Annotated in this window: 19 protein-coding genes; 11 read left to right on the forward strand and 8 right to left on the reverse strand. The window is 60.6% G+C overall.

The window, feature by feature from the left end; all coding sequences use genetic code 11:
- Positions 1–11 precede the first annotated feature (11 nt).
- The 7 genes from phaC to ACX3YD_RS17955 form a co-directional block, all read right to left on the reverse strand.
- Complete coding sequence (phaC, locus tag ACX3YD_RS17925) at positions 12–1,691, reverse strand: class II poly(R)-hydroxyalkanoic acid synthase (protein ID WP_458960639.1); 1,680 nt, start codon at positions 1,689–1,691, stop codon at positions 12–14.
- 259 nt (positions 1,692–1,950) lie between these two features.
- A complete protein-coding gene (locus tag ACX3YD_RS17930; protein ID WP_103404468.1) occupies positions 1,951–2,328 on the reverse strand; it encodes a gamma-butyrobetaine hydroxylase family protein in 378 nt (125 codons plus the stop codon).
- Between the two features lie 136 nt (positions 2,329–2,464).
- A complete protein-coding gene (gene hslU / locus ACX3YD_RS17935) occupies positions 2,465–3,802 on the reverse strand; it encodes an ATP-dependent protease ATPase subunit HslU (protein WP_458960640.1) in 1,338 nt (445 codons plus the stop codon).
- A 55-nt stretch (positions 3,803–3,857) separates the two neighbouring features.
- Positions 3,858–4,388 carry an ATP-dependent protease subunit HslV gene (hslV, locus tag ACX3YD_RS17940; protein WP_103404469.1) on the reverse strand — a complete coding sequence of 177 codons (531 nt, stop codon included), beginning with the start codon at positions 4,386–4,388 and terminating at the stop codon, positions 3,858–3,860.
- 275 nt (positions 4,389–4,663) lie between these two features.
- Positions 4,664–5,377, reverse strand: coding sequence for an SPOR domain-containing protein (locus ACX3YD_RS17945; RefSeq protein WP_090465652.1), 714 nt, complete (start codon positions 5,375–5,377; stop codon positions 4,664–4,666).
- 1 nt (position 5,378) lies between these two features.
- Complete coding sequence (argS, locus tag ACX3YD_RS17950; protein WP_103404470.1) at positions 5,379–7,115, reverse strand: arginine--tRNA ligase; 1,737 nt, start codon at positions 7,113–7,115, stop codon at positions 5,379–5,381.
- 169 nt (positions 7,116–7,284) lie between these two features.
- Positions 7,285–9,504, reverse strand: a complete 2,220-nt coding sequence (locus tag ACX3YD_RS17955; protein ID WP_458960641.1) for a primosomal protein N' — start codon at positions 9,502–9,504, stop codon at positions 7,285–7,287.
- A 288-nt stretch (positions 9,505–9,792) separates the two neighbouring features.
- On the opposite strand from ACX3YD_RS17955, the gene rpmE reads away from it, so the two are divergent.
- The 3 genes from rpmE (at position 9,793) to ACX3YD_RS17970 (ending at position 12,286) form a co-directional block, all read left to right on the forward strand.
- Complete coding sequence (rpmE, locus tag ACX3YD_RS17960) at positions 9,793–10,011, forward strand: 50S ribosomal protein L31 (protein WP_018929146.1); 219 nt, start codon at positions 9,793–9,795, stop codon at positions 10,009–10,011.
- Between the two features lie 35 nt (positions 10,012–10,046).
- Complete coding sequence (locus ACX3YD_RS17965) at positions 10,047–10,835, forward strand: thermonuclease family protein (RefSeq protein WP_458960642.1); 789 nt, start codon at positions 10,047–10,049, stop codon at positions 10,833–10,835.
- Positions 10,836–11,017: 182 nt separating this feature from the next.
- A complete protein-coding gene (locus tag ACX3YD_RS17970) occupies positions 11,018–12,286 on the forward strand; it encodes a malic enzyme-like NAD(P)-binding protein (protein WP_047536459.1) in 1,269 nt (422 codons plus the stop codon).
- Between the two features lie 209 nt (positions 12,287–12,495).
- Here the strand turns inward: ACX3YD_RS17970 and ACX3YD_RS17975 are convergent, their stop codons facing one another.
- A complete protein-coding gene (locus tag ACX3YD_RS17975) occupies positions 12,496–14,934 on the reverse strand; it encodes a penicillin-binding protein 1A (protein ID WP_458962058.1) in 2,439 nt (812 codons plus the stop codon).
- A 215-nt stretch (positions 14,935–15,149) separates the two neighbouring features.
- Here ACX3YD_RS17975 and ACX3YD_RS17980 point away from each other — a divergent pair, with 215 nt between their 5' ends.
- The 8 genes from ACX3YD_RS17980 to ACX3YD_RS18015 all read left to right on the forward strand — a co-directional run bounded on the left by ACX3YD_RS17980 (position 15,150) and on the right by ACX3YD_RS18015 (position 23,392).
- Positions 15,150–16,211, forward strand: coding sequence for a pilus assembly protein PilM (locus tag ACX3YD_RS17980; RefSeq protein WP_458960643.1), 1,062 nt, complete (start codon positions 15,150–15,152; stop codon positions 16,209–16,211).
- Positions 16,211–16,777 (forward strand): PilN domain-containing protein, encoded by a 567-nt coding sequence (locus ACX3YD_RS17985; protein ID WP_047536464.1) that lies wholly within the window; start codon positions 16,211–16,213, stop codon positions 16,775–16,777. The genes ACX3YD_RS17980 and ACX3YD_RS17985 overlap by 1 nt, the downstream gene beginning before the upstream one ends.
- The gene (gene pilO, locus ACX3YD_RS17990; RefSeq protein ID WP_458960644.1) at positions 16,774–17,397 is read left to right on the forward strand and encodes a type 4a pilus biogenesis protein PilO; all 624 of its coding nucleotides are present in this window, start codon (positions 16,774–16,776) and stop codon (positions 17,395–17,397) included. Before ACX3YD_RS17985 ends, pilO begins: the two co-directional genes overlap by 4 nt.
- Positions 17,394–17,921: a pilus assembly protein PilP gene (locus ACX3YD_RS17995; protein WP_458960645.1), complete on the forward strand. Its 528-nt coding sequence runs from the start codon at positions 17,394–17,396 to the stop codon at positions 17,919–17,921. Before pilO ends, ACX3YD_RS17995 begins: the two co-directional genes overlap by 4 nt.
- Before the next feature lie 13 nt (positions 17,922–17,934).
- Positions 17,935–20,007: a type IV pilus secretin PilQ gene (gene pilQ, locus ACX3YD_RS18000; RefSeq protein WP_458960646.1), complete on the forward strand. Its 2,073-nt coding sequence runs from the start codon at positions 17,935–17,937 to the stop codon at positions 20,005–20,007.
- Positions 20,008–20,011: 4 nt separating this feature from the next.
- The gene (gene aroK, locus ACX3YD_RS18005; RefSeq protein WP_047536474.1) at positions 20,012–20,530 is read left to right on the forward strand and encodes a shikimate kinase AroK; all 519 of its coding nucleotides are present in this window, start codon (positions 20,012–20,014) and stop codon (positions 20,528–20,530) included.
- Between the two features lie 152 nt (positions 20,531–20,682).
- A complete protein-coding gene (gene aroB, locus ACX3YD_RS18010) occupies positions 20,683–21,783 on the forward strand; it encodes a 3-dehydroquinate synthase (protein ID WP_047536476.1) in 1,101 nt (366 codons plus the stop codon).
- Between the two features lie 10 nt (positions 21,784–21,793).
- Positions 21,794–23,392: an AAA family ATPase gene (locus ACX3YD_RS18015; protein ID WP_458960647.1), complete on the forward strand. Its 1,599-nt coding sequence runs from the start codon at positions 21,794–21,796 to the stop codon at positions 23,390–23,392.
- The last annotated feature ends 94 nt before the right edge of the window (positions 23,393–23,486 follow it).

Consider the following 23,486-nt stretch of genomic DNA (forward strand, 5'->3'; position numbering starts at 1 on the left):
GGGTGTGTCAGTTACCGCTCGTGTACGTAAGTGCCTGGCGCAGTCTCGCCTGCCGGATAAGCCTTGTTGCCCAGTTTCGCCGGGGCCTTTTTCAGTTCGCCCGAACGCTGGGCCTGCCAGGCCTGCCAGTGCAACCACCAGGAGTCGGTGTGCTTGGTGGAATTCTCTTGCCACTCCTCGGCATTGGCGGCCATTTCGATGCTGGTCATGTAACGGGATTTCGGATTGCCCGGCGGGTTCAGGATGCTCTGGATATGCCCGCTGCTGGACAGCACGAACTCGACATTGCCGCCGAACAGTTGCGCCGACTTGTAGCAGGACTTCCACGGGGTGATGTGGTCGTTGGTGCCGGCCAGGGAAAAGATGTCGGCCGTGACCTGCTTCAGGTCGATGGGCGTGCCGCACACTTCCAGTGCATTGGGGCGAATCAGCGGGTTGTTTTTGAACATCTCGATCAGGTCGCCATGGAACGCGGCGGGCAATCGGGTGGTGTCGTTGTTCCAGAACAGGATGTCGAACACCGGCGGTTCGTTGCCGAGCAGGTAGTTGTTGACCCAGTAGTTCCAGATCAGGTCATTGGGACGCATCCACGCAAAGACTTTCGCCATGTCGCGGCCTTCCAGAACGCCGGCCTGGTAGGAGTGGCGCTTGGCGGCTTCGAGGGTCTGCTCGTCGACGAACAGGGCGACATCGCTGTCCAGCGTGGTATCGAGCACGCTGACCAGCAGGGTGAGGGCGTTGACCTTGTTCTCGCCGATCGCAGCGTAGTGGCCCAGCAGGGCGGTGCAGGTGATACCACCGGAGCAGGCGCCGAGCATGTTCACATCTTTGCTGCCGGTGATGGCGGTGACCACGTCGACCGCTTCCTTGAGCGCCTCGATGTAGGTCGACAGACCCCACTCGCGCTGTTCCTTGGTCGGGTTGCGCCAGCTGACGATGAAGGTCTGCACATTATTGCGCAGGCAAAACCGCGCCAGGCTCTTGTCCGGGCTCAGGTCGAAAACGTAGAACTTGTTGATCTGTGGCGGCACCACCAGCAATGGACGCTCGTGGACTTGCTCGGTAATCGGCTTGTACTGGATCAGCTCCAGCACATCGTTGCGAAAGACCACTGCACCGTCGGTCACGCCGAGGCTCTTGCCGACCTCGAACGCGCCCATGTTGACCTGGCTCGGCATGCCGCCGTTGTGCACAAGGTCCTTGGCCATATGCGAAAGACCATCGAGCAGGCTCTTGCCGCCGGTTTCGAAGAAGCGTTTGACGGCCGCCGGGTTGGCCGCCGTGTTGGTCGGGGCCATGGCTTCGGTCATGAGGTTGATCACGAAGTGCCCGCGAGCGGCGTCACTGGCCGAGAGTTTGCTGTCATCGATCCAGTCGTGGAGTTCCTTGCGCCACGCCAGGTAGGTTTGCAGATAGCGTTTATAAAGGGGGTTCTGGCTCCAGGCCGGATCGGCGAAGCGACGGTCATCGCTGCCCGGTTGCAGGGTGGATTTGCCGAACAGCACGTTCTTGAGTTCAAGGCCGAAGTGCGCAACATGCCTGGCGCTGTGCACCGGTTGTTTGATGGCCTGCCTGAGCACCATTCGAGCAGAAGCCAGTAGATCCTTTCCACGCAGTCCAACGACAGGATTCAGTCCCAAGGTGTTTTCCGAGGCCTGATACTTCAAGTCATCGTTATTCTTGTTACTCATCTACGACGCTCCATTGTCCTGAGACGAGTACCCGGGGCCTGCTGTGCAGTTACACAGCCAATGCCAGGTACTACTGCTCGGGTGACCGTTAGTGCTGCATCGCTGCTTTTGTTTCGCAGAGAACACTGCAGGGAACTTGCCAGCTCCATTGGTTACCCGAGTTTAATTTTTTTCGCAAGCAGGCCAATGACTGACCTTACGGCCAAGCATTCAAACAGATGAAATTAGAAAATGCCCTCTAAAGAGCAAGAGGCTCAGGCTAGAGCATCAGCTTGACGACGGATTCGTTCGGGTCGCGGGTTTTTCCGGCGGCTTTGAGCTCGGCAAGATAATCCTCCCAGAGTGCGTCATGACGTCGCCCCAGTTCATAGAGGTATTCCCAGGTGAACAGGCCGCTGTCGTGGCCGTCGTCGAAGGTCAATTTCAGTGCGTACTGACCAGCCGGTTCTATCTTGCTCAGGCCTACGTTGATCTTGCCAAATTGCAGGATGGGTTTGCCGTGGCCCTGGACTTCGGCGGAAGGAGAGTGCACGCGAAGGAATTCGGCGGGCAGGGTGAATTCCTCGCCGGTCGCGTATTTGAGCGTCAGGGTTTTCGAGGCTTTGTGCAGTTTGATGTCGGTGGGGAGTTGGGTCATGACCTGAGTTCCGTTAGGGATGGAACCCTGTAGGAGCGAGCTTGCTCGCGATGGACGTTAACGATAGCGCGTGGTGTCTGAACAAACGCGTCGCTATCAGGTTCATCGCGAGCAGGCTCGCTCCTACAAGTGTTGCTTACAGGATATAACGGGACAGGTCTTCGTTCTGCGCCAATTCGCCGAGGTGGCTGTTGACGTAGTCAGCGTCGATCTGGATCGCCTTGTCGTCATGGGCGCTGGCCAGGTCGCCGGCGTTGAACGACACTTCTTCAAGCAGGCGCTCAAGCAGCGTGTGCAGACGACGGGCACCGATGTTTTCGGTTTTCTCGTTGACCTGCCAGGCGATTTCCGCAATGCGTTTGATGCCGCTTGGCTGGAACTCGATGGTCAGGCCTTCGGTTTTCAGCAGTGCACAGTATTGCTCGGTGAGCGAAGCGTGCGGTTCGCTGAGGATGCGTTCGAAGTCTTCCGGCGACAGCGCCTTCAGTTCGACACGAATCGGCAGGCGACCTTGCAGCTCGGGTACCAGATCGCTCGGCTTGCTCAGGTGGAAAGCGCCCGAGGCGATGAACAGAATGTGGTCGGTCTTGACCATGCCCAGTTTGGTGTTGACGGTGCAACCTTCGATCAGCGGCAGCAAGTCGCGTTGCACACCCTCGCGGGACACATCGGCGCCGCCGACATTGCCGCGCTTGGCGACCTTGTCGATTTCGTCGATGAACACGATACCGTGCTGCTCGACCGCTTCCAGTGCCTTGGCCTTCAATTCTTCATCGTTGACCAGGCGACTGGCTTCTTCGTCGCGCACCAGTTTCAGCGCTTCCTTGACCTTGAGCTTGCGGCTCTTGCGTTTGCCTTTGCCCATGTTGGCGAACAGGCTCTGCAATTGGTTGGTCATTTCTTCCATGCCCGGTGGCGCGGAGATATCGACGCCGGCGATTTCGGCGACTTCGATTTCAATCTCCTTGTCATCCAGCTGACCTTCGCGCAGGCGCTTGCGGAACAGCTGACGGGTGTTGGAATCCGAGGTTGGGGCATCGTCGTTGCTGAAGCCCATGCGCGGCGGCGGCAGCAGCGCGTCGAGGATGCGCTCTTCAGCGGCGTCTTCGGCGCGGTGGCGAACCTTGATGATTTCCTGTTCGCGCAGCAGCTTGATCGCCGCATCGGCCAGGTCACGAATGATCGATTCGACGTCGCGGCCGACGTAGCCGACTTCAGTGAACTTGGTGGCTTCGACCTTGATGAACGGTGCGTTGGCCAGTTTGGCCAGGCGACGGGCGATTTCGGTTTTACCGACACCGGTCGGGCCGATCATCAGAATGTTTTTCGGGGTGACTTCAACGCGCAGCTCTTCGGGCAGCTGCATCCGGCGCCAGCGATTGCGCAGGGCAATGGCGACGGCGCGCTTGGCATCGTCCTGGCCGATGATATGGCGATTGAGTTCGTGGACGATTTCACGGGGAGTCATGGACATAGTATTTGGCGGACCTCAAGCAAGAATGAGCCGTGGCGCGATGGCCGGAGCGGACTTATTCGGCGCAGTCCTGCTCCTCAATGGTCTGGGTGTGGTTGGTGAATACACAGATGTCGCCGGCAATGCCCAGGGCGGTCTCGACGATTTCCCGGGCCGACAGATCGGTTTTCTTCAGCAGTGCGCTGGCGGCAGCCTGGGCGTAACCGCCACCGGAACCCATGGCGATCAAGCCTTGCTCGGGCTCAACTACGTCGCCGTTGCCGGTGATGATCAGAGAGGCGTCTTTGTTGGCGACCGCGAGCATGGCTTCGAGGCGGCTCAGGGAGCGGTCGGTTCGCCATTCTTTGGCGAGTTCTACGGCAGCACGAACCAAGTGGCCCTGATGCTTTTCAAGCTGGCCTTCGAAACGTTCGAAGAGGGTAAAGGCGTCAGCGGTGGCACCGGCAAAACCGGCGAGGACCTGCCCGTGGTACAGGCGGCGAACTTTTTTCGCGTTGCCTTTCATCACGGTATTGCCAAGGGATACCTGGCCGTCGCCGCCCATGACGACTTTGCCGTGGCGGCGAACTGAAACGATGGTGGTCAAGGGAAGAGTCTCCACGCAGCGGGGCGAAAATGCCTTATGCCCACTCATATGGGGGTGGTGAAGTGGATTTCAACTGTAGGACGGGAGAGGGGACGAGTGGTGCATTGCGATGGTGATGGAGTGCCGCTGTCACCGTTGTGGCGAGGGAGCTTGCTCCCGCTTGGCTGCGAAGCAGCCACAAACCCGGTTCCTGCGGTCTGCCTCATGGACCGCAAACGCTGGTTTTGGGAGTGCTCCGCACTCCAGCGGAGCAAGCTCCCTCGCCGCAAGGGGCGTTATCGGCTCTGGCGCTGTTGTAACAACAGGTTGCTGAAGCCGGCGCCGGCCAGTTGTTTCTGGGCGGTGGTCAGTTGTTCGCGGTTGCTGAACGGTCCGACCAGAACCCGATACCAGGTCTCGTCTTTCACTGTGCCGGATTCGACCGCCACCGCCTGGCCGAGCAGGATGATCTGCGCACGAACCTTGTCGGCGTCAGTTTGCTTGCGGAACGAACCCGCCTGGAGGAAGAACTTCGTCACCGGCGCGGCTTTGGTGACGGGTGGCGCGGGTGGCGGCGTGATACCGGACAGCGCCGCCTGAGCGCGGGCGGTGTCGATCTTCGCCGCTTCCGCCGGTGTAACCGGCGTCGTCGGAACGGCCGGCACTTGCGGCGTCGGCAGGGTTTTTTCCGGCACGGCATCCGGCGGCACGATGACTTCCGATTCCGGCAGCAAGGTGTAGAAGTCGTACTTCGGCTTCACCGGTTGCGTCGGGCTCGGCGGGGTCTTGTTGGCCTCGGCGATCTTGGTGGCTTTCTGCTGTTGTTGCTCCACCTTCTCGCGTTTGACCGTATCGCTGCCCTTGCCCGGCTCCAGCTTCATCAGGAATACGATGAATGCGCCGACCGTCAGGCCGATGGCCATCCACAACCAACCCGGAATCGGCTGCTTCGCTGGAGCTTGGTAACGGCTGGCGCCACGCTTGGGTGCAGGTTTTTTCTTGGCAGCCAACTTACATACGCTCCAGAGTTTCCAGGCCCAAGAGTTCCAGGCCTTGCTTGAGGGTGCGTCCGGTCAGCGCGGCGAGGCGAAGGCGGCTCTGCATTTGCGCCGGGGTATCGGCGGCGAGGATCGGGCAGTTCTCGTAGAAGCTGGAGAACAGGCCGGCGACGTCATACAGATAAGTGCAGAGAATGTGCGGCGTGCCTTTTTCAGCCACGTTATTCAGCACTTCGCCGAATTGCGCGAGTTTTGCCGCCAGTTCGTGTTCGTGGGGCGCTTCGAGGACGATCTGGCCGTCGACTTCGCTGAAATCCTTGCCGAGCTTGCGGAACACGCCGGCCACACGGGTATAGGCGTACAGCAGGTACGGCGCGGTGTTGCCTTCGAAGTTGAGCATCAGGTCGAAGTTGAAGCTGTAGTCGCTGGTGCGGTGCTTGGACAGGTCGGCGTATTTCACCGCGCCAATGCCCACGACCCTGGCGATGTTGCGCAGCTCGTCTTCGGCCAGTTCCGGGTTCTTGTCCTTGACCAGGGTGTAGGCGCGTTCCTGGGCTTCGGTCAGCAGATCGATCAGCTTCACGGTGCCGCCGTCGCGGGTCTTGAACGGACGGCCATCAGCGCCGTTCATGGTGCCGAAGCCCATGTGCTCCATGTCCATCGGGTGGGTCACGAAGCCGGCCTTGCGCGCCACGGCGAAGACTTGCTGGAAGTGCAGGGCCTGACGCTGGTCGACGAAGTACAACGCGCGGTCGGCCTTGAGCTTGCCGCTGCGGTAGCGCACGGCGGCCAGGTCGGTGGTGGCGTAGAGGTAGCCACCATCGGCCTTGACGATGATCACCGGCAGCGGATCGCCGTCGGCGTTCTTGAATTCATCGAGGAACACGCACTGGGCGCCATTGCTCTCGACCAGCATGCCGGCGGCCTTGAGGTCGTTGACCACGTTGATCAAGTCGTCGTTGTAGGCGCTTTCGCCCATCACGTCAGCCATGGTCAGCTTGACGTTCAACAGTTCGTAGATCTTCTGGCAGTGGGACAACGAGATGTCCTTGAACTTGGTCCACAGCGCCAGGCAGTCCGGGTCACCGGCCTGCAACTTGACCACCAGGCCACGGGCGCGATCGGCGAACTCTTCGGATTCGTCGAAGCGCTGCTTGGCGGCGCGGTAGAAGTTTTCCAGGTCCGACAGTTCGTCGCTGGTGATCGGGTTTTCCTGCAGATAAGCCATCAACATGCCGAACTGGGTGCCCCAGTCGCCAACGTGGTTCTGACGGATCACTTCGTCGCCGAGGAACTCGAGCACCCGTGCCACGCCGTCGCCGATGATGGTCGAGCGCAGGTGGCCGACGTGCATTTCCTTGGCCAGGTTCGGGGCCGACAGGTCAACCACCGTGCGTTGCACCGGGCCGGCCTTGCGAACGCCGATGTGCTTGTCGGCCAGGGCGGCGTCCAGGCGGGTCGCCAGGGCATCGGTGTTCTGGAAGAAGTTGAGGAAGCCGGGGCCGGCGATTTCGGCCTTGGCGACATTTTCGTCAGCCGGCAGCGCGGCGATGATTTTCTCGGCCAGATCACGCGGCTTCATGCCGGCAGGCTTGGCCAGCATCATGGCGATGTTGCTGGCGAAGTCGCCGTTCTTCTTATCGCGAGAGTTTTCCACCTGGATCGCTGGCGTCAGGCCTTCAGGCAACACACCTTCGTTGACGAGTTGGGTGATGGCTTGTTGGATCAGCTGGCGAATGGTGTCTTTCATGGTCTTCTCTTTCGACCGCTGGCGCGGCGGCGCATCGTGCGCTGGTGGAAAAACTGGGCATTATCCGTGGCGAAGACGGGCTTGCCAACCTTAGCAGGCAGGATGTGGATGTGTGGTGACAATTAAGGCCCCATCGCGAGCAAGCTCGCTCGCGATGGCGGTACCCAAATCAATACAAATCGACCGGGTCCACATCCAGCGACCAGCGCACCGCCCGCCCGCTCGGCATCTGCTCCAGCACCAACAACCAACTGGCCAGCAAGCGATGCAGCGGCGCCCGCGCGGTGGCCTGTAACAATAGCTGTGCTCGATAGCGTCCGGCGCGGCGTTCCATCGGCGCCGGTACCGGCCCCAGCAATTCGATGCCGGTCAAACCCTGTTCGGCCAGCAGGCGTTCGGCCTCGCTGCACGCCTCGTCGAGAAATCCTTCGGCCTGTCCCGGCTTGTGCGCTTCGGCTCGCAGCAGTGCCAGGTGCGCAAAGGGCGGCAGGCCTGCCGCGCGGCGTTCACTCAAGGCTTGCTCGGCAAAAGCGAAATAACCTTGCTCGGTCAATTGCACCAGCAGCGGGTGATCGGCCAAATGCGTCTGGATGATCACCTTGCCCGGCTCTTCGGCACGCCCGGCACGCCCGGCGACCTGGACAATCAGCTGTGCCATGCGCTCGCTGGCACGGAAGTCACCGGAAAAAAGCCCGCCGTCGGCGTCGAGAATCGACACCAGGGTCACCCGTGGAAAGTGATGCCCTTTGGCAAGCATTTGCGTGCCCACCAGGATGCAGGGCTGGCCTTTCTGGATGGTCGCGAACAACTGATTCATGGCGTCCTTGCGCGAAGTGCTGTCGCGGTCGACCCGCAAAACCGGGTAGTCGGGGAACAAAATGCCCAGTCGCTCTTCGGCCCGTTCGGTACCTGCCCCCACCGGACGCAAATCGACCTTGTTGCATTTCGGGCACTGGCGCGGCACTCGCTCGACGTAGCCGCAATGGTGGCAGCGCAACTCGCCGTGGCGCTGGTGCACGGTCATCCGCGCATCGCAGCGCTGGCATTCGGACATCCAGCCGCAATCGTGACAGAGCAGGGTCGGTGCGAAGCCGCGGCGATTGAGGAACACCAATACTTGCTGGCCAGCAGCCAGCGTCTGACCGATGGCTTGTTGCATCGGCCCGGAAATGCCGCTGTCCAGTGGGCGACTTTTTACGTCAAGGCGCAGGAAGCGTGGCTGCTTGGCGCCACCGGCGCGCTCATTCAGGCGCAGGAGGCCGTAGCGTCCGGTGTAGGCGTTGTGCAGGCTTTCCAGCGAGGGTGTGGCGGAGCCGAGCACGATCGGGATGTTTTCCTGGCGGGCGCGCACCAGGGCCAGGTCGCGGGCGTGGTAGCGCAGGCCTTCCTGCTGTTTATACGAGCCGTCGTGTTCTTCATCGATGATGATCAGGCCGGGATTCTTCATCGGCGTGAACAGTGCCGAGCGGGTGCCAATAATGATATCGGCTTCGCCGTCGCGGGCGGCGAGCCAGGCATCGAGGCGTTCACGATCGTTGACTGCCGAGTGGATCAGGGCGATGCGCGCATTGAAGCGCTGTTCGAAGCGCGCCAGGGTCTGCGGGCCGAGGTTGATTTCCGGGATCAGCACCAGCGCTTGTTTACCGGCCTCCAGGGTTTCGCGGATCAGTTGCAAATAGACTTCGGTCTTGCCACTGCCGGTGACGCCGGCCAGCAGGAACGCGTGATAACTGTCGAATCCGGCGCGAATCGCTTCATAAGCGGCGCGCTGCTCCGGATTGAGCGGCAGTTCAGGCTGTGCCAGCCAGTGTTCGTGGCGTGCGCCAGGGGCATGTTTGCGGATTTCGACCTGCACCAGGTCCTTGGCCAGCAACAGATCGAGGCTGTCTTTGCTCAGCATCAGTTTGCTCAGCAGCGGATGAGCGACGCCGTGGGGGTGCTGGGCCAGCGTCGCCAGCGCTTCACGTTGGCGCGGGGCGCGGGCGATGCGCGGGTCATCGAGGCTGGCGCCGGGGGCGGCGGACCAGAAACGCTCCTGGCGTGCCTCGGCCAGTTCGCCCTGGCGCAGCAGCACGGGCAACGCCCAGCTCAAGGTGTCGCCGAGACTGTGCTGGTAATACTGGGAAGTCCACAGGCATAGCTTGAACAGGGCGGGTGGCAGCGGCGGCGTGGCATCGAGCAATGCCAGTGCGGGCTTGAGTTTTTCCGCCGGGACTTCGCTGGAGTCGGTGACCTCCACCAGAATCCCGATCATCTCCCGCCGGCCGAACGGCACTCGCAGGCGCATACCGGGATGAAACTGGGCGCGCAGGACCCCGGCCGGAGCTCGGTAGTCGAACAGGCGGCGCAGCGGCGAGGGCAAAGCGAGGCGCAGGATGGCGTCGGGCACGCGGGGAGTCTCGATAGACAGGCAACAAAAGGGCTAGGCGCATAACGTGTGGGAGCGAGCCTGCTCGCGATGACGGCGTGTCAGTCAGCATTCATCGCGACTGGTACACCGCTATCGCGAGCAGACTCGCTCCCACCGGGGATCGCGTATTGGCTCGGGAGCCTAGCAGACGGTCGGTCTCAGGGACAGCTTGCGTGATTGGCATTGTCTGGTAGAATCCGCGGCCTAATTACGTGCGGTATTCAACAATAGTGTTGGGTGGCGGCACGCTAGCCCGAGGAAGACATCATGAAAGCTGATATCCATCCAGAATACCCAGCAGTTGCTGTTACCTGCAGCTGCGGCAACAAGTTCGAAACCCGTTCGACCTACGGCAAAGCCCTGGCGATCGACGTTTGCAACGAATGCCACCCGTTCTACACCGGTAAGCAAAAGACTCTGGACACTGGCGGCCGCGTTCAGCGTTTCGCAGACCGTTTCGGTGCTTTCGGCGCGAAAAAGGCCTAAGGCCGATCAACTTGGGAGGCCGTTTCGGTTTTTCCATGCTGATGAAAAAGGCGTCCCTTGCGGGCGCCTTTTTTGTGTCCGCGATTTGGCTCTCCGGCGCCCAGGCCTTCTGCCCGGCACCGAGTGGTCTGGCATCGGTCGCGGTGCAGCGGGTAGTGGACGGTGACACGCTGCGCCTCGCGGATGGTCGCAGTGTGCGCATGATCGGCTTGAATACGCCGGAGCTGGGCAAGAAAGGCCGGTCCGACGAACCATTTGCCGTGGCGGCGCGAAAGCGTCTCGAAGCCTTGGTGGCCGCGAGCGGCGGACGGGTCGGATTGCTTCCCGGCAAGGAAGGCAAGGATCACTACGGCCGTACCCTGGCCCATGTCTACGGTGCCGAGGGTGCCAACCTCGAAGCGCAGATGCTCGCCGAAGGACTCGGCTTTCAAGTGGCAGTCGCACCCAATGTCGATTTGGTCGACTGTCAGCAAGCGGCAGAACGCAGCGCCCGACAGGCCGGTCTTGGTGTGTGGCGACAGTCACCTGTACTAAAGGCGGAGCAGATCAATACCTCCGGGTTTGCCGTGCTCAGCGGTCGTGTGAGCAAGGTTCAGCGCAATCGCGGCGGGGTTTGGATCGAGTTGCAGGATTCGGTTGTATTGCGCGTTGCACCCAATGTGCTGGACAGATTCCCCGCTGCCACGCTTGATGGCCTCAAAGGCAAGCAAGTCGAGGCTCGCGGCTGGGTGCTGGATCGTTCGCGCAAGGGCGGTCTCAAGGAGGGGCAGGCGCGCTGGATGTTGCCGCTGACCGATCCAGCGATGCTTCAGGTCGCGCACTGATAAAAAATTGTAGACATTTTTTCTGTCGATTGTGAACAGTCTATCCCTTGTGTTCCGCGGCTCTTGGCCCAAAGTCGTAGGTCAGGGCGCTTGACAGGGGTGACTGGTCAGTCTTGTGGGGATTTTGCGAGGCGCGTATCCTCGCTGACCAGTCTGTCCAACAGTAAAAGCGGAATGCCCCCATGTCTGATTTGAAAACTGCCGCTCTCGAATATCATGCCAATCCTCGTCCAGGGAAGCTGAGCGTCGAGCTCACCAAGGCCACCGCTACCGCCCGCGACCTGTCGCTGGCCTACAGCCCCGGCGTAGCCGAACCAGTACGCGAAATCGCTCGCGACCCTGAACTGGCCTACAAATACACCGGCAAAGGCAACCTGGTTGCAGTCATTTCCGATGGCACCGCGATTCTGGGTCTGGGTAACCTCGGCCCATTGGCCTCCAAGCCAGTCATGGAAGGCAAGGGCGTGCTGTTCAAGCGCTTTGCAGGCATCGACGTTTTCGACATCGAAGTCGACTCCGAAAGCCCGCAAGCCTTCATCGACACCGTCAAGCGCATCTCCATCACCTTCGGTGGCATCAACCTGGAAGACATCAAGGCGCCTGAGTGCTTTGAGATCGAACGTGCTCTGATCGAGCAGTGCGACATCCCGGTATTCCACGATGACCAGCACGGTACCGCTATCGTGACCGCCGCTGGCATGATCAACGCCCTGGAAATCGCCGGTAAAACCCTGCCGGAAGCCAAGATCGTTTGCCTGGGCGCCGGCGCTGCCGCGATCTCCTGCATGAAGCTGCTGGTCAGCATGGGCGCGAACATCGAAAACATCTTCATGGTTGACCGTACCGGCGTGATCCACTCCGGCCGTGACGACCTGAACCAGTACAAGGCTGTCTTCGCCCACGCGACCGACAAACGTACCCTGGCAGACGCTCTGGAAGGTGCGGACGTGTTCGTCGGCTTGTCCGGTCCGAACCTGCTGAGCGCTGAAGGCCTGAAATCCATGGCGGCCAACCCGATCGTGTTCGCTTGCTCGAACCCTGATCCGGAAATCTCCCCGGAACTGGCACACGCGACCCGTAACGACGTGATCATGGCCACCGGTCGTTCCGACTACCCGAACCAGGTCAACAACGTACTGGGCTTCCCGTTCATCTTCCGTGGTGCCCTGGACGTTCGCGCCAAGCGCATCAACGAAGAAATGAAAGTGGCTGCGGCCAACGCCCTGCGTGAACTGGCCAAGCTGCCAGTGCCTCAGGACGTGTGTGATGCCTACGGTGGTGCGCCGCTGGAATTCGGTCGTGAGTACATCATTCCGAAGCCAATGGACAAGCGCCTGATCACCCTGATCTCCGACGCTGTGGCCAAGGCCGCAATCGAGACCGGTGTGGCGACCCTGCCGTATCCGAAGAACTACCCGCTCAAAAGCGTGGATGACGTGTTCAACGGCTAAGCCGTTGTAGCGCTTCAAAAGAAAGCCCCGGCTCGTGAGAGTCGGGGCTTTTTTGTTGTCTGGAGAGTCGATGGCGCAGTTGTGTGCGCTGCCAAACCCTGTAGGAGCGAGCCTGCTCGCGAAAAATAGTCAGGCAACGCGGGTATTCAGACAACCCGCGTCATCGTTGACGACCATCGCGAGCAGGCTCGCTCCTACAGGCGGCTTCTCTAGAACAAATCGATCGGCGCCGCTTCATCCGCTGGCAGCGGGCTGCCTGGCGCATTGCCGTTGCCCAGTTCGCTTGCCGACGGTGGCGTGTCTTCGGCCTTGAACAGTTCGAAGTAGGCTCCAGGCGTGCCTGGGCTTGCCGCACGGCCACTGACCGGGTCGACGCGCAGGCTCAGGATGCCTTCCGGCTCCGGTTGTGTATGTGGCGGCAGGCCTTTGAGCGCGGCGCCCATGTAGTTCATCCAGATCGGCAGCGCGACGGTGCCGCCGAACTCCTTGCGCCCCAGGCTTTCCGGCTGATCGAAGCCGGTCCAGACGGTGGTCACGTAATCGGCGTTGTAACCGGAGAACCAGGCGTCCTTGGACTCGTTGGTGGTCCCGGTCTTGCCGGCGATGTCAGGGCGACCCAAGGCCAGTGCACGGCGGCCGGTGCCGAGTTTGATCACATCTTCAAGCATGCTGTTGAGGATGTAAGTGGTACGGCCATCGACGATGCGCTCAGCCACGGCCGGTGCCTGTGGCGCCGGTTGGGTAGTTGGCGCTTCACCCGGCATGGCGTTGACCGTGAAGGCCTGGGCGGACGGTGCGGCGATGCCGTCGTTGGCGCCGCCGCCTTTCGGCACGCTTGCCGGGTTGGCGACGAACAGCGTGTCGCCGTTGCGGCTTTCAATCTTGTCGATGATGTAAGGGGTGATCTTGTAGCCGCCGTTGGCGAAGGTGCTCCAGCCGGTGGCGATCTCCATTGGCGTCAGGGTCGCGGTGCCCAGGGCCAGGGACAGGTTGGGCGGCAGATCCTGCTTGTTGAAGCCAAAGCGGGTGATGTAGTCGATGGTTTTGCCAACGCCCATCGCCTGCAGCAGGCGGATCGACACCAGGTTACGCGACTTGTACAGCGCTTCGCGCAAGCGGATCGGGCCGAGGAAAGTGTTGGTGTCGTTTTTCGGACGCCAGACCTTGTCCAGGTACTCATCGACGAACACGATCGGTGCGTCGTTCACCAGGCTGGCGGCGGTATAGCCGTTATCCAGCGCAGCGGCGTAGACGAAAGGCTTGAAGCTCGAGCCCGGCTGGCGTTTGGCCTGCAAGGCTCGGTTGTAGTTGCTCTGCTCGAAGGCGAAGCCACCGACCAGCGCGCGGATCGCGCCGTTTTGCGGATCAAGTGAAACCAGCGCGCCCTGGGCCTGCGGGATCTGGCTGAACTTCAACGAATTGTCCGCCTGACGTTGCACGCGAATCAGGTCCCCGACCTGGGCCACGTCGGACGGCTGCTTCGGATTAGCGCCCATGCTGTTGGTGTTCAGGAACGGACGCGCCCATTTCATGCTGTCCCAGCTGACGTGCTCGTCGCCATTGCGGGTCAGCACCTGCAGGCCGTTTTTCTCGACCTGAGTGACGATGGCCGGTTCAAGGCTGCTGATGGTGCGCTGCTTGGTCAGCTCGGTCGCCCAGGCCTTGCGGGTCTTGCCCGGCAGGCGCGACTCAGGGCCGCGATAGCCGTGGCGCTGGTCATAGGTCATCAGGCCTTCGTGGACGGCGGTGTTGGCCATTTCCTGCAGATTGCTCGGCACCGTGGTCGTCACGCGGAAACCTTCGGTGTAGGCGTCGCTGCCATAGCGGCCGACCATTTCGGCACGGGCCATCTCGGCAATGTACGGCGCATTCACTTCCGGTGTCGGGACGTGATAGCTGGCGTTCAGCGGTTCGTTGATCGCGGTGGTGTAGTCGGCCTCGCTGATTTTGCCGAGCTTGTACATGCGCCCCAGGATCCAGTCGCGACGCTCTTTGCTGCGGGCCGGGTTGGCCAGCGGGTTGAAGCGCGACGGGGCTTTGGGCAGGCCGGCGATCATCGCCATCTGCGCGAGGCTGACGTCACGAATCGACTTGCCGTAATAGACCTGCGCCGCCGCCTCGATGCCGTAGGCGCGGTTGCCCAGATAGATCTTGTTGACGTAAAGCTCGAGGATCTCGTCCTTGGTCAGTTGTCGTTCGATCTGCAAGGCCAGGAGGATTTCGGTGGTCTTGCGCGAGAAGCTGCGTTCGCTGGTCAGGAAGAAGTTCTTCGCCACCTGCATGGTGATGGTGCTGCCGCCGGACTGGATGTGCCCGCTTTTGACCAATTGGGTCGCGGCACGCATCAGGCTGCTGGGGTCGACGCCGTAGTGATTGGCGAAGTTATCGTCTTCAGCACTTAGTAACGCATTAATGAAGTTGGGGGGAATGTCGGCGAAACGGATCGGTGTACGGCGCATTTCGCCAAATTCTGCGATCAACTTGTTGTCGCTGCTGTAGACCCGCAAAGGGATCTGCAACTGGATGCTTCGCAACGCCTCTACGGACGGCAATCCGGGGCTAAGGTAGAGAAACGCCCCGCTCAGACCCAGAAGCAGTCCGCAGAAAACCGCGACGATGGACCAACCGAAAAATTTCAGCAGACGAATCAAGGCTTTTGGATATCCAGGGCAAAGAATGAATTAGGCATCAGGGTTCAGGCTAAAGGCGAACGACCCGCGCTTGAGAAAAGCGGAAAAAAACGCTGGGCATTATAAGCATTTTTCCGCCAGAAGCGTCATTTGCGCTGATGTCAAGACGGGCGGATGGAACGCAAAACACAAAGCAGAGTCCGTAACTCACGGATAGTCATAGGGAATTGCCAGTGCCAGGACTCTTCAACAAAAAGGCCGATACGCTTTTGGGTATCGACATCAGCTCCACTTCGGTGAAGCTTCTGGCGCTGAGCCGCCAGGGCGCCCGTTATCGGGTCGAGGCCTATGCGGTCGAACCGCTGCCCGCCAACGCCGTCATCGAAAAAAATATTGCCGAGCTCGATGCTGTGGGCCAGGCGCTCTCTCGCGTGTTGATCAAGGCCAGGACCCGCCTCAGGAAAGTGGCTGTGGCGGTGGCTGGCTCGGCGGTGATCACCAAGACCATCGAGATGGACGCCGGACTTTGCGACGACGACATGGAAAACCAGCTGAAGATCGAGGCCGATCAGTACATTCCCTTTCCGCTGGACGAAGTCGCCATCGACTTTGAAGTACAGGGCGCTTCAGCGCGCAATCCCGAGCGGGTCGATGTGCTGCTTGCGGCCTGCCGCAAGGAAAACGTCGAGGTCCGTGAGGCAGCCCTGGCTCTTGCCGGCCTCACCGCTCGCGTGGTCGACGTCGAGGCTCATGCCCTCGAACGATCATTCGGGTTGCTGGCCAATCAATCGGTGCTGCCCAAGGACCGCCTGGTGGCAGTGGTCGACATCGGGGCGACCATGACCACCCTGAGCGTATTGCACCACGGGCGCATCATCTACACCCGCGAACAATTGTTCGGTGGCCGGCAGCTGACGGAGGACATTCAGCGCCGCTACGGCCTGACCCTCGAACAGGCGGGGTTGGCAAAGAAGCAGGGTGGTTTGCCGGATGATTACGTCAGTGCAGTGTTGCAGCCGTTTCGCGAGGCGCTGGTGCAACAGGTATCGCGTTCATTGCAGTTTTTCTTCGCTGGCGGCCAATACGACGCTATCGATCACATCCTGCTGGTCGGCGGCACCGCGTCAATCTATGGGCTGGAACGGTTGATCGAGGAGCGTTTGGGCACACCGACCCAGGTGGCCAACCCATTTGCCGGAATGACGTTGAGCGCCAAGGTCAACGCCGCCGCCCTGGCCAGCGACGCGCCGGCCATGATGATTGCCTGCGGGCTGGCCCTCAGGAGCTTCGACTGATGGCGCGGATCAATCTTTTGCCCTGGCGCGAAGAGCGGCGCGAGGAGCGTCGAAAACGTTTTTTATTGATTTTGGCAGGCGTGCTGGTGGGATCGGCGGGTGCGGTGCTGGTCGCGAATCAAGCCATCAACGGCGCCATTGAACGGCAAGTCGCCCGTAACAATTACATCAATCAGCAGATTGTCGTGGTCGACGAGCGGATCAAACAGATCAGCGATCTCAAGGCACGTCGCCAGCAATTACTCGAGCGCATGCGCATCATCCAGGACCTGCAAGGCAATCGGCCGATCAGTGGGCGAATTTTTGATCAGCTGGCGCGGACCCTGCCCGACGGGGTGTATTTCACCGAAGTCAAAAGGGTGGGCAAAACCTTGTCGATTTCTGGCGCCGCTGAATCCAACAATCGTGTTTCCGACCTGATGCGCAACTTGAACGCTTCGGACTGGTTCGATGCACCGAGCCTGACTGAAGTCAAAGCGACCACTGCGGGTCAGTTGGATCAGGCCAATGTCTTCCAGTTGACCGTTCGTCAGACTCAACCGGCCGCCGTGGAGGATGAACAATGAGTCCTTCCGGATGGCTGGAAGAGCTGCGCAGTGTCGATATTCACGAATTGGGCACCCACAACATCGGTTCATGGCCGCCTGCGGTCAAGGTTCTGCTGGGCGTGTTGGTCATGATTCTGGTCCTGGCGCTCGGTTACAGCTTTTCCACAAGTGAGGTTCAGAGCCAGCTCGACCTCAAGCGCGAAGAAGAGACGGCCCTCAAGGAGCAGTTCGCCACCAAGGCGCATATGGCGGCGAATCTGGAGCGCTATACCCAGCAACTGAAAGAGATGGAAAACTCTTTTGGTGTGCTGCTGCGGCAACTGCCCAGTGATACCGAAGTGCCCGGCCTGCTGGAGGACATCACTCGCACAGGTCTGGGTAGCGGGCTGGAGTTTGAAGAGATCAAGCTGCTGCCGGAGGTGACCCGGCCGTTCTACATCGAACTGCCGATCCAGATCACCGTTACCGGTACCTATCACGACCTGGCCACGTTCGTCAGTGGTGTGGCCGGGTTGCCGCGCATCGTTACCCTGCATGATTTCGACCTGGCACCGGCCAAACCCGACGGCGGCCCGAAACTGCGCATGAGCATCCTTGCCAAGACCTATCGCTACAACGATCAGGGGGCGCATCAATGAGCCTGATTCGTTGTTTATCGATGGTCGTGTCGCTCGTCGTCCTTGCCGGCTGTGGCGGTGGCGATGACTTCGGCGACCTGGATGCCTACCTGAACGAAATGCGCCTGCGCGCGCCGGGCAAGATTGAACCAACGCCCACAATCCGGTCTTACCCGACATTCACTTACAACGCAGCCAACCTGCGCAGCCCGTTTTCACCCCAGGTCAGAATCGACCTGTCCGGTCAGAAACACGGCTCAAGCAACGTCAAGCCCGATCCCGACCGAATCAAACAATACCTTGAGGGGTTCAACATCGAGCAGTTTGAAATGGTCGGCACGATCTCCAATGCAGCGGGCTCCTTCGCATTGCTGCGCGGGGCTGGCGGGGTGCACAGGCTGAAAGTCGGTGATTACCTGGGGCGTAATGACGGGCGGATCGTCGCCATCAGCGGCTCACAAGTGGATGTGGTCGAAATCGTCCCCGACGGCGAAGGTGCCTGGCTGGAACGGCCGCGGACCCTCCCTCTGAAAGAGCACTCATAGTGGAACTGGAAAAATGAACAGGACTTTCTCAGCCCTCGGAATGACGCTATGGATAGCGTTGTTGTCGCCGATGGCACAAGCGGCCAGCCTCAAGGCCCTGGATGTTGCGGCGCTGTCGGGAGACCGCGTCGAACTGAAGCTGGCATTCGACGAGCCGCCACCGGCCCCTCAGGGCTACACCACGGCATCACCGGCACGGATCGCACTGGATCTGCCGGGTGTCGTCAGTCAATTGGCGAACAAAACCCGTGACCTGGGCGCTGGCAATGCCCGAAGCGCGACAGTGGTGGAGGTCAAGGATCGTACGCGTCTGATCATCAATTTGACCCAGGTAGCCCCCTACAGCACGCGCGTCGAGGGCAACAACCTGTTCGTGGTGGTCGGGCAGGGCGGCAAAGTCGCGCCGACCACATCTGCCACCCTCGCAGCGCCGGCCCCGGCGCGCCCCCCAATGCCATTGAACAAGGCTATTCGCGGTGTGGATTTCCAGCGGGGTACCCAGGGCGAAGGCAATGTGCTGATCGATCTGTCGGATCCGTCGATTGCGCCGGACATTCAGGAGCGCGACGGCAAGATCATCGTCGGGTTTGCCAGGACCCAATTGCCCGACCCCTTGCGCGTGCGTCTGGATGTGAAGGATTTCGCCACGCCGGTACAGTTCGTCAACGCCAGCGCTACAGGTGATCGGGCCACCATCACGATAGAGCCCGGTGGCGGCGCCTTCGATTACTCGACCTATCAGACCGAAAACAAACTGACCGTCAGCGTCCGTCCGGTGACCGCCGACGACCTGCAAAAGCGTGATGCCGACCGCCATGCCTACAGCGGCGAAAAACTTTCTTTGAATTTTCAGGACATCGACGTGCGCTCGGTGCTGCAACTGATCGCTGATTTCACCAATCTCAATCTGGTCGCCAGCGACACCGTGCAGGGCGGCATTACCCTGCGCCTGCAGAACGTACCTTGGGATCAGGCGCTGGATCTGGTGCTGAAAACCAAGGGGCTGGACAAGCGCAAGATCGGTAACGTCCTGCTGGTGGCGCCGGCCGACGAAATTGCCGCCCGGGAACGTCAGGAGCTGGAATCGCAAAAACAGATCGCCGATCTGGCACCGCTACGGCGGGAACTGTTGCAGGTCAATTACGCCAAGGCGACGGATATCGCCAAACTGTTCCAGTCGGTGACCAGTGCCGAGGCGAAAGTCGACGAACGGGGCTCTATTACCGTCGATGAGCGTACCAACAACATCATTGCCTACCAGACCCAGGACCGACTCGATGAACTGCGGCGAATCGTTGCCCAACTGGATATTCCGGTGCGCCAGGTCATGATCGAAGCGCGAATCGTCGAAGCCAACGTCGATTACGACAAAAGCCTGGGTGTGCGCTGGGGCGGTTCCGTCCAGAACAGGGGCAACTGGAATACCTCCGGGGTCAGCAACGGCGCCAACGGCTCCTCGACCATTGGCACGCCGGGCAGCACCAGCACCAATTCACCGTTCGTCGATTTAGGGGCGGCGAACAACACCTCGGGGATCGGCATTGCGTTCATCACCGATAACGTCTTGCTGGACCTTGAGCTGACAGCCATGGAGAAGACCGGAAACGGGGAAATTGTCTCGCAACCCAAGGTTGTCACGTCCGACAAGGAAACCGCCAAAATCCTCAAGGGCACCGAAATTCCCTATCAGGAAGCCAGTTCCAGCGGCGCGACTTCGGTGTCCTTCAAGGAAGCATCGCTGTCGCTGGAAGTGACGCCACAGATCACTCCGGACAACCGGATCATCATGGAGGTCAAGGTCACCAAGGACGAACCGGACTACCTGAACAAGGTCCAGGATGTGCCGCCCATCAAGAAAAACGAGGTCAATGCCAAGGTCCTGGTCAACGATGGAGAGACCATCGTCATTGGCGGTGTTTTCTCAAATACTCAAAGCAAGGTTGTAGATAAGGTGCCATTTCTTGGCGATGTGCCGTATCTTGGCCGCCTTTTCCGGCGTGACGTGGTTTCGGAGAAAAAATCCGAGCTGTTGGTGTTTCTCACTCCGCGTATCATGAATAACCAGGCGATTGCTGTGAGTCGTTGATTCTGTGCGAAATTTGATTCTTGTAGGACCGATGGGCGCTGGAAAAAGCACCATCGGCCGGTTGCTGGCCAAAGAGCTGCGCTTGCCATTCAAAGATTCCGATAAGGAAATTGAATTACGCACGGGCGCCAATATCCCATGGATCTTCGATAAAGAAGGCGAACCGGGCTTTCGTGACCGCGAGGAGGCAATGATTGCCGAGCTGTGCGATTACGATGGCGTGGTGCTGGCGACCGGCGGCGGTGCAGTAATGCGCGAAGCCAATCGTCGAGCCCTGCACGCCGGTGGGCGGGTGGTTTATCTGCATGCCTCTGTCGAGCAGCAGGTCGGCCGCACGTCCCGCGACCGCAATCGGCCCTTGTTGCGCACCGCCGATCCGGCCAAGACCCTTCGGGATCTGCTGGCGATCCGCGATCCGCTGTATCGGGAAATCGCTGATCTGGTGGTGGAAACCGATGAGCGGCCGCCACGCATGGTCGTGCTCGATATCCTGGAACGCTTGCAGCAGCTGCCTCCCCGTTAATGCGCGGCGCGAAATGCGCTATCCTCGGCGTCCTGCCGCAACCGCTCAAGGTTGTGGCGAACGGCGACCCAGCGGCGTCAATAACAGCAAAGGCCGTGGACATTCGTTAACTCAAGGCGGAACGCCTGATTCCATCTTCACTGTGGGGACACATGCAGACACTCAAGGTCGATCTAGGCGAGCGCAGCTACCCGATTCATATTGGCGAAGGTTTGTTGGATCAGCCTGAGCTGCTGGCCCCGCATATTCGCGGACGGCAAGTGGCAATCATCTCCAATGAAACGGTCGCGCCGCTCTATCTTGAACGTCTGACTCGCAGCCTCGCGCAGTTCTCGGTGATTTCCGTCGTGTTGCCCGACGGCGAAGCCTTCAAGACCTGGGAAACCCTGCAACTGATCTTCGATGGCCTGCTGACCGCACGGCACGACCGCCGTACCACGGTGATCGCCCTGGGTGGCGGTGTGATCGGTGACATGGCCGGTTTTGCTGCCGCCTGCTATCAGCGCGGCGTCGATTTCATTCAGGTTCCGACCACACTGCTGTCGCAAGTCGACTCCTCGGTGGGCGGCAAGACCGGGATCAACCACCCGCTGGGCAAGAACATGGTGGGTGCCTTCTATCAGCCGAATGTGGTGCTGATCGACACGGCCTCCCTCAATACCCTGCCGGCCCGCGAACTGTCCGCCGGTCTGGCTGAGGTCATCAAATACGGGCTGATTTGCGATGAGCCGTTCCTGACCTGGCTCGAAGACAACGTCGATCGCCTGCGTAATCTGGATCAGCAAGCCCTGACCTACGCCATCGAACGCTCCTGCGCGGCCAAGGCAGCGGTGGTCGGCGCCGACGAAAAGGAAACCGGTGTTCGTGCCACCTTGAACCTGGGCCACACCTTCGGTCACGCCATCGAAACCCACATGGGGTATGGTGTCTGGCTTCATGGTGAGGCCGTCGCTGCTGGCACCGTAATGGCGCTGGAAATGTCCGCCCGCCTGGGCTGGATCAGCGAACAGGACCGTGATCGCGGCATTCGTCTGTTCCAGCGCGCCGGACTGCCGGTCATTCCGCCCGAGGAGATGACGGAAGCCGATTTTCTCGAACATATGGCAATTGATAAAAAAGTGATCGACGGTCGTTTGCGCCTGGTGCTGCTGCGCCAAATGGGTGAGGCAGTGGTGACCGACGATTATCCGAAAGAGGTTTTACAGGCCACGCTGGGAGCGGATTACCGCGCCCTGGCTCAGCTTAAAGGTTAATAAGATCGCGATGACTAGTTTGCATGCGGACGAGGCTTTCCTCGGCCATTACCAGTTGAGTCATGACCCTTTTGCTCCACGGGTGCCTGGCTTCAAGTTTTTCCCGGCCCAGCGCAAACCGGTGCTGGGACAGCTGCACCACCTGGCGCGTTACAGCCAGTTGCTGTTGGTCGTCACAGGGCCCCAAGGCAGCGGCAAGACGCTGTTGCGCCAGGCCCTGGTGGCCAGCACCAACAAACAGTCCGTGCAGAGCGTGGTGGTTTCCGCCCGTGGCGCAGGCGATTCGGCGGGCATCCTGCGGCAGGTTGCCCAGGCGCTGGACGTTGCCCAGGCCGAGATCGGCGCGATTCTGGCGCAGGTGGTGCAACTGGCGCTGACCGGTCAGGAAGTCTATCTGCTGGTGGATGACGCCGAGCAACTCGACGAGTCCGCGCTCGAAGCCTTGATGGCCCTGGCCGCCGGTGCGCCGGAAGGCCGTCCGCACGTGTTCCTGTTCGGTGAGTCCTCGCTGATCGCTCAGCTGGAGCAGTTGAGCCTGGAGGAAGAGCGTTTCCACGTCATCGAGCTGCAGCCTTATACCGTAGAGGAAACTCGCGAATACCTGGACCAGCGTCTCGAAGGCGCTGGCCGGGGTATCGAACTTTTTACCGCGGATCAGATCTCTGATATTCATGAAAGCTCCGACGGTTGGCCTGGCAACATCAATCAGGTCGCCCGCGATGCCATGATCGAAGCCATGATTGCCAGCCGCACAGCGGTCAAGCGTCCAAGTATGGGGTTCAATATGCCGAAGAAACACGTATTGGCGATTTCCGCCGTCGTCGTGGTCGCGGTGGCCGCCGCCTGGTTGATGCCGGGTCGCAACAAAGCGCCGACCACGGGTGCGCCTGCCAACGAACAGGCGCAACTGCCGCTTGGCCAGGGCAAACCGCAAGCCAATGGTGGTGCGCCGTCTGTCGAATTCGCCGGCAATACGCAGCCGATGCCATTGCCGTTGGTCGGTAATTCGCAACCGGTCATGCGTGGTCCGCTGGCTGAAGCTGCGGGTGGCATTTCCGAGGGAGATGATGGCGTGCCGGTCGAAGGCTCCAGCGCCACGCCGCCGACCGTGACCACGACTGCGCCGCCTGTGGGCGTGCCTGCCGGTCCTGCGCCGACACCCGCAGCCAAGCCGACGCCTGCTCCGACTCAAGTCGCTACCGCCAAGCCAGCGCCGGTTCCAGCGGCCAAGCCTGCACCCGCGCCCGTGGCTAAAGCCGCACCAGCGGCCAAACCGGTCGAGAAGCCAGTCGAGAAACCAGCCGCCGTGGCCAAGGCCGCGGGCGGCACCTGGTACGCAGGTCAGGCTCCGGGCAACTACGTGGTACAGATCCTCGGCACCAGCTCTGAAGCGGCCGCGCAAAACTTCGTCAAGGAGCAGGGCGGCGAGTACCGCTACTTCAAGAAAGTCCTCAACGGCAAGCCACTCTATGTGATCACCTACGGCAGTTTCGCCAATCGTGATGCAGCCGTTTCCGCCATCAAGGCCTTGCCAGCGAAGGTTCAGGCTGGTAAACCTTGGCCTCGCACTGTCGCCAGCGTCCAACAGGAACTGGCAACAACTCGCTGAAGATTCGGCGGCCTTACCCAGGCCGCCTCTCCAAGCACCTCAAAATTTCTACAAGCGCGCCGTCTCTACAGACCGCGTGCCTTGTGGTGTCTGC

The organism is Pseudomonas fluorescens group sp. PF-1 (assembly GCF_054481335.1).

Coding starts and splice junctions, on each gene's coding strand:
- phaC (WP_458960639.1), bottom strand. CDS start 1,691: ATGAGTAACAAGAATAACGATGACTTGAAGTATCAGGCCTCGGAAAAC.
- ACX3YD_RS17930 (WP_103404468.1), bottom strand. CDS start 2,328: ATGACCCAACTCCCCACCGACATCAAACTGCACAAAGCCTCGAAAACC.
- hslU (WP_458960640.1), bottom strand. CDS start 3,802: ATGTCCATGACTCCCCGTGAAATCGTCCACGAACTCAATCGCCATATC.
- argS (WP_103404470.1), bottom strand. CDS start 7,115: ATGAAAGACACCATTCGCCAGCTGATCCAACAAGCCATCACCCAACTC.
- rpmE (WP_018929146.1), top strand. CDS start 9,793: ATGAAAGCTGATATCCATCCAGAATACCCAGCAGTTGCTGTTACCTGC.
- ACX3YD_RS17965 (WP_458960642.1), top strand. CDS start 10,047: ATGCTGATGAAAAAGGCGTCCCTTGCGGGCGCCTTTTTTGTGTCCGCG.
- ACX3YD_RS17970 (WP_047536459.1), top strand. CDS start 11,018: ATGTCTGATTTGAAAACTGCCGCTCTCGAATATCATGCCAATCCTCGT.
- ACX3YD_RS17985 (WP_047536464.1), top strand. CDS start 16,211: ATGGCGCGGATCAATCTTTTGCCCTGGCGCGAAGAGCGGCGCGAGGAG.
- pilO (WP_458960644.1), top strand. CDS start 16,774: ATGAGTCCTTCCGGATGGCTGGAAGAGCTGCGCAGTGTCGATATTCAC.
- ACX3YD_RS17995 (WP_458960645.1), top strand. CDS start 17,394: ATGAGCCTGATTCGTTGTTTATCGATGGTCGTGTCGCTCGTCGTCCTT.
- pilQ (WP_458960646.1), top strand. CDS start 17,935: ATGAACAGGACTTTCTCAGCCCTCGGAATGACGCTATGGATAGCGTTG.
- aroB (WP_047536476.1), top strand. CDS start 20,683: ATGCAGACACTCAAGGTCGATCTAGGCGAGCGCAGCTACCCGATTCAT.
- ACX3YD_RS18015 (WP_458960647.1), top strand. CDS start 21,794: ATGACTAGTTTGCATGCGGACGAGGCTTTCCTCGGCCATTACCAGTTG.